General features: G+C 59.9%; 12 protein-coding genes. 3 read left to right on the top strand and 9 right to left on the bottom strand.

The genetic code is table 11. The annotated features are described in order from the left end of the window. Positions 1 to 20 precede the first annotated feature (20 nt). From B3849_RS02220 to B3849_RS02200, 5 genes are all read right to left on the bottom strand, one after another. Entirely contained in the window at positions 21 to 383 is a 363-nt protein-coding gene (locus tag B3849_RS02220) for a hypothetical protein (protein WP_286779760.1), read from the bottom strand. Between the two features lie 273 nt (positions 384 to 656). Then, complete coding sequence (locus tag B3849_RS02215) at positions 657 to 1,259, bottom strand: sulfite oxidase heme-binding subunit YedZ (protein WP_286779759.1); 603 nt, start codon at positions 1,257 to 1,259, stop codon at positions 657 to 659. A 58-nt stretch (positions 1,260 to 1,317) separates the two neighbouring features. After that, positions 1,318 to 2,163 carry an NAD(P)H-binding protein gene (locus tag B3849_RS02210; RefSeq protein WP_278425990.1) on the bottom strand — a complete coding sequence of 282 codons (846 nt, stop codon included), beginning with the start codon at positions 2,161 to 2,163 and terminating at the stop codon, positions 1,318 to 1,320. 63 nt (positions 2,164 to 2,226) lie between these two features. After that, complete coding sequence (locus B3849_RS02205; RefSeq protein ID WP_278425989.1) at positions 2,227 to 2,637, bottom strand: nuclear transport factor 2 family protein; 411 nt, start codon at positions 2,635 to 2,637, stop codon at positions 2,227 to 2,229. 187 nt (positions 2,638 to 2,824) lie between these two features. Continuing rightward, entirely contained in the window at positions 2,825 to 3,109 is a 285-nt protein-coding gene (locus B3849_RS02200) for a DUF2218 domain-containing protein (RefSeq protein WP_278425988.1), read from the bottom strand. A gap of 116 nt (positions 3,110 to 3,225) precedes the next feature. Here B3849_RS02200 and B3849_RS02195 point away from each other — a divergent pair, with 116 nt between their 5' ends. Continuing rightward, positions 3,226 to 4,089, top strand: coding sequence for a LysR family transcriptional regulator (locus B3849_RS02195; RefSeq protein WP_278425987.1), 864 nt, complete (start codon positions 3,226 to 3,228; stop codon positions 4,087 to 4,089). A gap of 231 nt (positions 4,090 to 4,320) precedes the next feature. Here the strand turns inward: B3849_RS02195 and B3849_RS02190 are convergent, their stop codons facing one another. Continuing rightward, positions 4,321 to 5,190, bottom strand: coding sequence for a LysR substrate-binding domain-containing protein (locus tag B3849_RS02190; RefSeq protein ID WP_005851782.1), 870 nt, complete (start codon positions 5,188 to 5,190; stop codon positions 4,321 to 4,323). A 161-nt stretch (positions 5,191 to 5,351) separates the two neighbouring features. On the opposite strand from B3849_RS02190, the gene B3849_RS02185 reads away from it, so the two are divergent. Further along, the gene (locus B3849_RS02185) at positions 5,352 to 6,470 is read left to right on the top strand and encodes an S-(hydroxymethyl)glutathione dehydrogenase/class III alcohol dehydrogenase (RefSeq protein WP_349678128.1); all 1,119 of its coding nucleotides are present in this window, start codon (positions 5,352 to 5,354) and stop codon (positions 6,468 to 6,470) included. A gap of 69 nt (positions 6,471 to 6,539) precedes the next feature. On the opposite strand, the gene tcuB is transcribed toward B3849_RS02185, so the two are convergent. Genes tcuB through B3849_RS02170 form a run of 3 tightly spaced genes read right to left on the bottom strand, consistent with a single transcriptional unit; the run spans position 6,540 to position 9,659 of the window. Beyond that, positions 6,540 to 7,607, bottom strand: coding sequence for a tricarballylate utilization 4Fe-4S protein TcuB (gene tcuB / locus B3849_RS02180; RefSeq protein WP_286779758.1), 1,068 nt, complete (start codon positions 7,605 to 7,607; stop codon positions 6,540 to 6,542). Continuing rightward, positions 7,597 to 8,982, bottom strand: coding sequence for an FAD-dependent tricarballylate dehydrogenase TcuA (tcuA, locus tag B3849_RS02175; RefSeq protein ID WP_286779757.1), 1,386 nt, complete (start codon positions 8,980 to 8,982; stop codon positions 7,597 to 7,599). Before tcuA ends, tcuB begins: the two co-directional genes overlap by 11 nt. Continuing rightward, positions 8,979 to 9,659: a GntR family transcriptional regulator gene (locus B3849_RS02170; protein ID WP_286779756.1), complete on the bottom strand. Its 681-nt coding sequence runs from the start codon at positions 9,657 to 9,659 to the stop codon at positions 8,979 to 8,981. The genes tcuA and B3849_RS02170 overlap by 4 nt, the downstream gene beginning before the upstream one ends. A gap of 88 nt (positions 9,660 to 9,747) precedes the next feature. On the opposite strand from B3849_RS02170, the gene B3849_RS02165 reads away from it, so the two are divergent. Continuing rightward, positions 9,748 to 10,568, top strand: an 821-nt coding sequence (locus tag B3849_RS02165) for an AbrB family transcriptional regulator (protein WP_286779755.1), incomplete at its 3' end; no start/stop codon positions are given.

Below are 10,568 nucleotides of genomic sequence, written 5' to 3'. Positions count from 1 at the left end.
AGGGACCAGCGGGGGGCAGGTCAATGGCTGTCGTGCTTTTTGTCGCCATGAAACAGGTTGTTTCGAGCGGTTTTAATACTTTGGAAGAGGCTTGCCGTATCGTGTGGTGAAACGGGGTCTCCTGACCAGTCTACGCCACCATCATCGGTTGTGATGAGGTGATCCGGAGGAGCCTCGAAGTAAATTTTCGCTTCGTCGGACCCTGCCATATTCTGGAAGAACTCTTGCGGTAGGCGCTGAGCGAAAGTGTGCCAAGCAGCATCCGCATGGGCCTCCCGGCGAAATCCGCCTTTCTTCATTGCGTATTCAAATCGGCTAAACACTGCCAAGAGGTCATATCCTGCTTCAGATAGTCTGGGCCGATAGTATTCTTCAAGCTTCATCCTGCACCTCATTGATCCGATGTAAGAGTGTATAAGGCCATCCAAGTGAAGCTGCTTCACTTATTGACTGCGGCAATGACTGCTTTCAAGGAATTGCAACGCAGCAATGTCTATGACGTTGGATGTCCGGTTTGGGCCGTTCGCTGCGTCCGACACGATGGGTGGCTTATGCACTTTGACGGTAGGTGCGAAGATTCCCTATAAAGGTAGGGAGATCGGCTATTAAGCTTTAGATCGCCGAACGAATGGAGAATTTGCCCCGCAACCCTTCGCTTACGTCATCGCGCGCTGGCGGCGGCGCTGTTGGGTTGACCACAGACGGTACACCTCAAGAGCGACCAGAGGCGCAAAATGCACCAGAGCCGCGCCGACGCCGCCCCAATCGTGCAGGGCAGCCCAGTGGATGAGGGTTAGTATAGCCGCAGCATAGACAAACTGCTGTAGCTTTTTCCACGACCGCCCAAGGCGGCGCACCCATGCGTCTGTCGAGGTAACAGCCAATGGCACAAAGATAAGAAAAGCGATCCAGCCGGTCCAGATGTACAGCTTTGATACCTCGCCGTCAGTGAAGGCTATGGCGCCTTCATCAATGAGATAAAGCACCGTGTGGGCCAGCGCGTAGAAGAATGCGGCCACGCCAAGATAGCGCCGACGCTTCATCAGCCAGCGCGGCCAGCTCGCATCGCGAAAAAGCATCATCAGCGGGGTGATCATCATCGCGATGATCATGAACCGCGCGGCGAATTCACCGGTGGGATGCAAAAGACTGCTGACCGCGTCCGGCGCGCCGGAGGTCAGGCCAAGGGTCATTGGAATGGCGGGGAGGCTCAACAGCGCCCAGAAGGTGAGGGGGTGATCCCATGTGGATTTCAGCACGCAGATATCTCCGAAAGGTTGGTCGTTCTACGCGGGTCGCCCCGCGTATCTGTGGCGATCAGCGTAACAGCGAGGCGAAATAATCTTCCCAGCTTTGATGCGGGCGTCCGGTCGCGGCGTCATAATCGCCGGGGGCGTCAAAGGCGCCGCGGCGGATACCGTCGTAGATGCCGCCGATAATCGGGCCGATAAAATCGCCAAGCTCGGCGGTGCGGTCAGCCACATAGTCTTCGGCCGACATGCTGCGATAGGTAAGCGCGGTGCCATATGCGGCGTTCATGTACTGCGTTAGTTCCGCCTGAGTGATCGGCGTACCGTTCAAATCAAAGGTTTGACCGTTCAGCTCGTCCCGCGTCAGCAAAGCGGCATAGGCATGGGCCAATTCGGAACGGGTCGTGTAGCCGCATTTGCCGTCCCCCGCGCTGTTGGCGATCTCGCCCTTGGCGCGGTAGCTGTCGATATATTCAACGTCAGGCTCGATGTAGATGCCGTTGCGACCGATGGCCCAGTCCAGACCGCTGGCGCGGATGTCGGCCTCGGTCTGGCGGTTGCTCTGCACGACGGGTGAGAAGGCGGTCCCAACTTCTGGACCTTGAATGCTGGTGTAAACGATCTTGGCCACGCCGGCGGCCTTGGCCGCCTCGATCACGTTACGGTGCTGGCCGATGCGGTCTTCGGGCAGGGCCATGCCTGAGACGAGCACAAGGGCATCAACGCCTGCAAGGGATGTTCGAAGCGCGTCCGGCTGGTCATAATCGCCGGGGCGCACCTCGATCCCTAACTCGGGGGCATTGCCCGGCGTCCGGGCGAGGCCGATGACCGAGGCGTGATCTGTTCGTTCTATGAGTTTGCGGGCGATTTCTTGACCGAGTTGTCCTGAAACGGCGGTGACAGCATAGCGCATCGGGCTCTCCTTTGACTGGGGTCTCGCTGGCAGGGCCTGACGGGCCCTGCCATGTTGCGGATATTAGCCGTGGTAGGCTTGGCTGACTGCAAAGCTGTCTTCGAACCAGTGCCACAGCACCACCTGACCATCGCGGACCTTGGCACGCAGGGCAAAGGTGAAGGGGCCAGTCCCTTTGCCGGATTTCGTTGTGATGCCGCTCATCTTACCAAAGACGGCAACGGTGTCGCCTGCGGCAAAGGCATCTGTGTTGTCCCAAGCGGTTGTCTGAAAATTCTGGCCAAAGACGCCAAGAAAGTCGAAGACTGCCTCCTTGCCGCGTGCCTCACCGATCCACGGCAAGCTTTCGTCGCCCTCGTTGTGCCAGACCATATCGTCGGCCATCAGGGCCCGCATTTTCTCCATATCGCCCGCCCCCATCGCGCCCATGAAGGCCATTACGGTGTCAAAGCTCTCTTGTGTAACTGTGTCCATGTCTTTTGCTCCTGCGTGTTGTCCGAGAATGATGGCCAGAGATGCGCCGAGTGACGTTTTCAGAAGGGTTCTGCGTTTCATGTGTCGCTCCATATCGGGTGCCCCGAAGGAATGGGGGCCTTGGTTAAGTTCAAGATTTCGGGTGCCACTCCGCGCGGCACCCGAAAAGTTCGGGCCAGCTCAGCTCTCAGGCGGCGTCGGTCCAAGTGAGCTTGGGGTCTTCGCGGAAGGCAAAACGTTCGAGGTGGCTGGTAATGACCTGCACGACCTTATCGAGCGCGGCCCGGTCATCGGCTGTCGCGCTCAGTGACAACTGGCCCTTTGTTGCGGCCAGTTCACATGCCCCGAAAGGCAGTTCGATATGGCCGTTTTGGCGCGTGTGGGTGACGGGCACCTTATGGCCGAAATGTTTGCAGAGCGTGCCTAGATAACGCTCTGCGCTTTCGGTGTTGAGATGAGTGGTCGCTTTCATGGCGGTGTTCCTCGTGTTGCAAGGAACATCTATTCCCGGCGCATTGATCGGGGTATTCATGGAATCCAGAAATGATAGTTCCGGCAGGCCGAACAATGATCGATCATCTAAAGCATATGGCCATCTTCGCCCGGGTGGTGGACGAAGGCTCGTTCCGGGCCGCGGCGAAAGCCCTTGGCGTCGCACCGTCGCGGGTGAGTGAAACCGTCTCCGAACTCGAAGATTTCCTTGGCGTGACGCTGCTTTACCGCACAACCCGCAAGATCGCGCTCAGCAACGAAGGGCGGATGTTCTACGCCCGGGTGACCGACATGCTGCGGAGCGCCGAAAGCGGGTTGAATGACCTCAACGCCCTGTCGTTGGAGCCGGTGGGTGCGCTTAGGGTGTCGATCCCTGCCTTTATGTCGTCATCGACCCTGTCGACGGCGATCGCTGAATTTTCCCGTCTTCATCCGCAAGTCGCCCTGTCGCTGGCTTTTTCGGATCAGAGGATGGACCTTATCAACGATGGCTTTGATGTGAATATCCGCGCGGGCTGGCTCGACGACAGTGCGATGATGTCGCGCAAGCTGGGTGAAAGCGCGCGTGCCTTGGTGGTCGGCAGCGACTATGCCGCAACGCGCCCGGCCCCCGCACATCCTTGCGATCTGGAAGACTGGGACTGGGTGCGCTACCGACATCGCTCAGACTATACTCGTCTCAGCGGCCCCGGCGGGGAAGAGGCGAAAGTTCTGGGCCAAGCCCGGCTGGAAGTGGACAGCGTGGATGCCCTCTACCATTTCGCCTGCAAGAACCTTGGCGCCACGGTTCTGCCCGAGCATCTCGCCGCCCGGGGGGAGACGGAGGGCAAACTGAGCCGCCTGTTCCCCGATTGGCGGCTGAAACCGTTGGGAATTTTTGCCGTCTGGCCAGACACCTCGCGCCGCGAGAACCTCACGCTTCTGTTCGTTCGGTTTTTGGCAAAAGAGCTCCATCAATAGGACGGTGCCTATCGGGCCATTTGGTCCGGCATGAAGGGGCATCTGCCACGTCGCCTTAGATTACCTCATGGTGCGGCCAAATGAGCCTTTCGCTGAACGAAGCCCCGGTGCAGGTGGCTGAACGCAAGGCCAAAAGATACGATCTTTGCCGGGTCCTCGTTCCTTCGGACAAAGATGCTCAGATGACGGCCCAAGTCCCGAAGGTCAGCGCACTTGGCGGGTCGCTCACGATCATCGCAACCCTTTCGCAAGGTGATCAAGCAGCAGCCGGACCTTTGGCGAAAGATGCCGGTTCTGCGGATAGATCGCCCAGATGCCATCGTCCGGCGCGCGATACGTATCCAAAACAGAGACCAACCGACCGGCCCGCAGCTCCGCCTCGACGTAATAATCCGGCAATTGGATGATCCCGAGGTTCTTCAGCGCCGCATCGACCAGCGATGCGCCGCTGTTGCAGCGGAGATTGCCTTTCACCCGGATGTGGCGGGTAGTTCCCTTTTCCTGAAAACGCCAATAGCCCAAAGTGCCTTGCAGACAGTTGTAGCCGTCAAGTTCGGACAGGGTGTGCGGGGTTCCGTGAGCGGAAAGGTATTCGGGTGCCGCGCAGGTGTAATGCCTGCGAGAGGCCAGCCGCTTTGCCATCATGGAGCTGTCTTCCAACTCTCCCAGCCGGATCGCAAGATCGTAGCTTTCCGCTACAAGATCGAGCAGCTGATTGGTCAGCCTGAGGTTGACCTCAAGATCAGGATAGCGCCGCACGAAGTCATTCACCAAAGGCGCGATGCGGTTCTCGCCATATGTCACCGGGGCTGTGAGATTGAGCCGTCCCTTGGGGCTTTGATGCAGATCGGTGATCGCGCGCTCGGCTTCGGCCAGCCCATCAAGCACCTGCCGGCAATGGTTGTAATACACCTGACCCGTCTCGGTGATCGTGACCTTGCGCGTGGTGCGGTAGAACAGCTTGGTGTCCAATCGCGCCTCAAGTGCGCCGACTTGGCGGCTGACCTGAGCCGTAGAAATACCCAAGCTGTTGGCAGCAGCTGTAAAGCTTTGGGCTTCAGCGACGGCCACAAATTCTGATACCCCCTCCCAACTCAGCATGATGTTCCTTTCAATCTTAATGGCGGAAGAACTATTGCTAATAGGTAACGGTGTTTTGCAGATATCTCTGATTATCGCCAGTGGGAAACAGTGTAAATGACTGTCCCTACACCGTCACCCGCCAAAATAGTCCTAACCGCGAAGTGAGACCCATGACCGATATCATCAAATGCAAAGCGGCCGTCGCCTGGGCCGTTAACGAACCTCTCTCGATCGAGGAAATCGACGTAATGCCGCCTAAGGCTGGCGAAGTGCGCATCAAAATTATCGCCTCGGGCGTTTGCCATACCGATGCTTTCACTTTGTCGGGCGAAGACCCCGAAGGCCTGTTCCCGGTCATTCTGGGCCATGAAGGGGGCGGGATTGTCGAATCCATCGGCGAGGGCGTCACCAGCGTGGCGGTGGGTGACCATGTGATCCCGCTCTACACGCCAGAATGTGGCGAGTGCAAATTCTGCAAATCCGGCAAGACCAACCTCTGCCAGAAGATTCGGGAAACCCAGGGGCGCGGTCTGATGCCCGACGGCACCAGCCGGTTCTACAAGGATGGTCAGCCCATCCTGCACTACATGGGCTGCTCGACCTTCTCGGAATACACAGTGCTGCCCGAGATATCGCTTGCCAAGGTTAACCCCGATGCGCCACTGGAGGAGGTCTGCCTGCTGGGCTGCGGCGTCACCACCGGCATGGGGGCTGTTATGAACACCGCGAAGGTCGAAGAGGGGTCGACCGTTGCGATCTTCGGCATGGGCGGCATTGGCCTGTCCGCCGTGATCGGCGCGACCATGGCCAAGGCCAGCCGGATCATCGTGATCGATATCAACGAAAGCAAATTCGATCTTGCCCGCAAGCTGGGTGCCACCGATTTCATCAACCCCAAGGATCACGACAAACCCATTCAGGACGTGATTGTCGAGATGACCGACGGCGGCGTGGATTACTCCTTCGAGTGTATCGGCAACGTCAATGTTATGCGCTCGGCGTTGGAATGCTGCCACAAGGGCTGGGGCGAATCCGTAGTCATCGGTGTCGCAGGGGCAGGGCAGGAAATCTCGACCCGTCCGTTCCAGTTGGTCACGGGCCGCGTCTGGCGGGGGTCGGCTTTTGGCGGGGTCAAGGGACGCTCCGAGCTACCTGACTATGTCGAACGCTATATGAACGGCGAGTTCAAGCTGAATGATTTCATCACCCATACTATGGGGCTGGAAGAGATCAACGAGGCCTTCAAGCTCATGCATGAAGGAAAAAGCATCCGCTCGGTCATCCACTTCGGCGAATGATCTTCCGCCGGTCGCGCCGTCTGTAGGCGCGGCCGGGGTGATCTGCAAGCGGTGCTGGAAAGCCTAAAGTCAGCCCACCTCGCGCCGCTGTGCATCCCTGACCAGCGCTGCCATTCGGTAGAACCCATGCGCCATCTTGGTGAAAGGCGTGAGCAGGAAAAACGCCAGCACCGCGCCGAGGTGTATGACCAAAAGACCCGGCATCCAGCCAGAACCGCTTGCCGCATAGAGCAGCAGCCCCGATAGTCCGACAAATCCCAGCAACCCGGTAAAGGCTATTTCGCCGCCAAAGGCATTAGTCGCGCCGAGCGATTTGTCAGACCGCAGCTTGAGCCAGACCATCTTGCCACAGCCCAACACCAGCAGAACACCGCCGGAAAGGCCGAGGATCTTGGGGGCGGAAAACAGCCCGTAGGGGGCGGGCATATCGAGCAGGTAATGCATCAGCGTCGCCACGCTGGTCGAGGCAAAGCACAACAGAAAGCCATACATGATTGCCTGATGCGCATAGCGGCGGGCATGGGTGAACCGGTCTTCGTCTTCAAAGTTGCAGCCGTCGCCGTGGCCGCCCTTGAGGTTGCGCATGTTCGCGACAGAGGCGATGGCCCCGCGCAAATGCGACAGGCGAACCCGGGTGCCGCCCACGGTTTGCCAGTAGCGGCGCAGGCCGATGGCAATGCTTATCAACGGAAACAGAAAGGCGGGCAGGAAGATCGCTACCATCGCATTGTGAGACAGTACCGCATAGAATCCTTCGCCTCCAGCGGCGGCCAGCGCACGGGCAGCCCAAAACAGCAATGCAAAGCCCAAGACAGTGGCGAGCACTATGGCGAGGCCGTTTTTCTGGAAGGCTTTCCCGGCGGCACGTGGAAAGGCAAACTCTTCCCAACTGTCTTGGCGCACATCGGCCAAGGCTTGTGGCAGGTTCAGGTCAAACTCATGCGGGGCGGTGTATTGGCACGCATAGTAGCAGCCCCGGCAATTGTGACAGAGGTTCGCCAGTTGCGTTAGATCCCCGTCAGAAAAGGCACGTTCGGCTTGCAGGGCCGGGAAGACCGAGCAGTACCCCTCGCAATAGCGGCAGGCGTTGCAGATTTCGGCCTGACGGCGTGCCTCTTGGAGTAGATCAATTTGCATGGGCTGCGGCCTCCTTGCCTGCGATACGTCCGAATACGGTGCCGATGGTCATGCCGAAACCGGCGAGGTAGCCTTGGCCTAGGATCGACCCGGCCATGGTTTCGCCCGCAGCCCAAAGGTTGCTGACAGGGCGGTCATCGATGGAACATTGCGCGTTTTCGTCCACCTTCAGGCCGAGATAGGTAAAGGTGACGCCAGTGCGCAGCGAATAGCCGTAGAACGGCGGCTCGGTGATGGGGCGGGCCCAATTGGTCTTGGGCGGGGTGAGGCCGGATGTCGCCACGCCGTCCAGTTCGGTTGGGTGAAAGCCGCTTTGATCGCCGCAGGCTTCGTTGAATTCGGCCACGGTCTGCGCCAGCGCGTCGGCGGGCAGGCCCATTTTGCCCGCCAGTTCCGCCAGCGTGTCGGCCTTGATCGGGGGGAAAACCGAGGGCATAAACAGGTTCAGCGATTTGGCATCGATGATGACATAGCCGACCTGATCGGGCTGCGCGGCCACCAGCCGGCCCCAGATGGCATAGCGTTTCGGCCAAACATCCTCGCCCTCATCATAGAACCGCTGTGCGTCTTTGTTGACGACGATGGAGAAGGGCACGCAATCCAGCCGCGTGACGATCCCGCCATCGAATTTCGGTGCCCGCCCGTCAATGGCGACGGCGTGACATTGGGTCGGATCGCCAACCTGCGCGACGCCTTGATCCAGCAGATCGGCCAGAACCACGCCGCGGTTGTAGGGCGTGCCGCGGATCAAGAAGTTCTTCGCCGCTGGCCCCCATGCGCGTGCCAGCCAGTCGGTGTCGGCCTGAAATCCGCCAGAGGCCACGACGACGGATTTGGGCGAGAGGCTCTTGGCTGCCCCCTCATGGGTATAGTCCACCCGCGTTACCCGGTCGCCTTCCAGTTCGAGATGGGTCACGGCGGCTTCATAGAGCACATCCACGCCCAGCCCTTCGGCGGTGCGGTAATAGGCGTTCACGAGGCTTTTGCCACCGCCGCGAAAGAAGGCGTTGGTGCGCGCCAGTGACAGGGTGCCCGACAGCGAGGGCTGAAACCGCACGCCATGGGCCTCCATCCACGGCAGGCATTCCTCGGAAGAGCGGATGGCGAGGCGTGCGAGATGTTCATCCGTCTTGCCACCCGTCACCTTCATCAGATCGGCGAGGTATTCCTCTTCGGTGTAGCTTTCGACCAATGGGCCCAAGGGGCCATGGTGCATGCAGCGGAAGTTGCGGGTGTGGCGCGAATTGCCGCCCCGGTAGGGTTTCGGCGCGGTCTCAAGGATCAGCACGCGGGCGCCGTCTTCGGCGGCGGTGATCGCGGCACAAAGCGCCGCATTGCCGCCGCCGATCACGACGATATCGTAGGTTTCAGTCACAGCAGGTCTCCGTCATAGGTCTCATCGCGCATGGGCTGTGCGCGTAGGGCGCGCACCCGGACCCGTTGGGCCGCTTCGATATGCGCGCGCATCGCGGCTTCGGCGAGGGCGGCATCACGGGCCTTGATCGCATCCAGAACGCCAAAATGTTCCTCCACCGCTTTCTCGGCGCGATCCGGATCGGTCAGCGTCGTTGGGCCGAGGATCATCAGCGTCTTTTGCAGCGTGTGGATCGAGCGGGTCAGAAAACGGTTCTTTGCGGCGTCCAGAAGGGCTGCGTGGAACTGGCGGTTTAGGGTGAAGGCTTCGGGCACATTGCCCAAGGTGGCAAGCTGTTGGTTCATGTCCTGAAGCTCTTCAATCTCGATGTCCGAGGCAGCGCGGGCGGCGAGCCGTGCGGCGGTGCCCTCCAGCACAGCGCGCATCTCGTAGAGTTCCATCACCTCGGCGTAGTCCAGCGTGCGGATGCTCGCGCCTTGGCGCGGGATATGGGCTACGACACCGTCCGCCTCTAGCTGGCGGATCGCTTCGCGCACGGGGGTGCGGGAGACGCCCAGGCGGTCGGCCAATTCGGTCTCCCGCAGGCGGTCGCCGGGGTTCAGCCGTCCGGCGCGTAGCTCATCCATTAGTTGAGCATAGGCAGAGTTGCCCTGCGGTGTGCGGTCTTCTTCGCTCATAAAACGCCCCAAAGGTGATTATTGCATACATGTGGATACAATGGTATGCAATAACGGTCAAGTCCGATAAACTGCAGGAGTGGACCCCATGCGCATTGCCCAACCAACCCGAAGCCGGTCACTTACCCTCATCCTCGCCGGGGCTGGCACTTTGGCCTTCTGGGCGCTTGATCTGCCGCTACCATTCCTTTTCGGGCCAATGGCAGCCTGTCTTATCGCGGCGCTGTCGAACCTGCCGATCAAAGGCTTCGGTCAAGTTTCGGTGGCGGCGCGCACGATCCTTGGGGTGGCTGTTGGGGCTTCGATCACGCCTGATCTTTTTCACCAACTGCCACAAATGGCGATGTCGGTGGCGCTGGTCCCGGTCTTTATCGCGTTGATCGGGATTATCGGCGTCCCGTTCTTTCGGCATGTTTGGGGGTTCGACGGGCCGACAGCCTATTACGCCGCGATGCCGGGTGGCCTGCAGGACATGGTGATTTTTGGCACCGAAGCGGGGGGCGATCCGCGGGCGCTGTCGTTGATCCATGCCACGCGGGTGCTGATTATTGTCACCCTCGCGCCTGCCTTCTTGACGCTGGTTTACGGAGCAAGGCTGACCAATCCCATCGGCGCGCCGGTGACGGAACTGCCAGTGGGAGAGATGGCCCTGATGGCCGCGGCAGCCCTGATCGGCTGGAAGGGAGGAGAGCGGATCGGCCTTTTTGGCGCGTCGATCCTTGGCCCCATGATCGTCACCGCTGTCTTGTCACTTTCCGGCCTGATCCACAGCCGCCCGCCCGCCGAAGCCATCCTGGCCGCGCAGTTCTTTATTGGCTGCGGGATCGGCGTGCATTTTCTGGGCGTGACATGGGGCGAGCTGACGCGGGTGGTGCTGGCGGGCATCGCCTATGTGCTGGTGCTCGCCGT

This window comes from Sulfitobacter sp. UBA4523 (assembly GCF_002388305.1).
GTDB lineage: Bacteria > Pseudomonadota > Alphaproteobacteria > Rhodobacterales > Rhodobacteraceae > Sulfitobacter > Sulfitobacter pontiacus.
This window is presented reverse-complemented; position numbering and strand designations above follow the sequence as displayed.

What these genes read in the sequence shown, in the direction of transcription:
- B3849_RS02170 (WP_286779756.1), bottom strand. Translation starts at nt 9,659, where the DNA reads ATGAGCGAAGAAGACCGCACACCGCAGGGCAACTCTGCCTATGCTCAA.
- B3849_RS02220 (WP_286779760.1), bottom strand. Translation starts at nt 383, where the DNA reads ATGAAGCTTGAAGAATACTATCGGCCCAGACTATCTGAAGCAGGATAT.
- B3849_RS02190 (WP_005851782.1), bottom strand. Translation starts at nt 5,190, where the DNA reads ATGCTGAGTTGGGAGGGGGTATCAGAATTTGTGGCCGTCGCTGAAGCC.
- B3849_RS02205 (WP_278425989.1), bottom strand. Translation starts at nt 2,637, where the DNA reads ATGGACACAGTTACACAAGAGAGCTTTGACACCGTAATGGCCTTCATG.
- B3849_RS02195 (WP_278425987.1), top strand. Translation starts at nt 3,226, where the DNA reads ATGGCCATCTTCGCCCGGGTGGTGGACGAAGGCTCGTTCCGGGCCGCG.
- B3849_RS02200 (WP_278425988.1), bottom strand. Translation starts at nt 3,109, where the DNA reads ATGAAAGCGACCACTCATCTCAACACCGAAAGCGCAGAGCGTTATCTA.
- B3849_RS02210 (WP_278425990.1), bottom strand. Translation starts at nt 2,163, where the DNA reads ATGCGCTATGCTGTCACCGCCGTTTCAGGACAACTCGGTCAAGAAATC.
- tcuB (WP_286779758.1), bottom strand. Translation starts at nt 7,607, where the DNA reads ATGCAAATTGATCTACTCCAAGAGGCACGCCGTCAGGCCGAAATCTGC.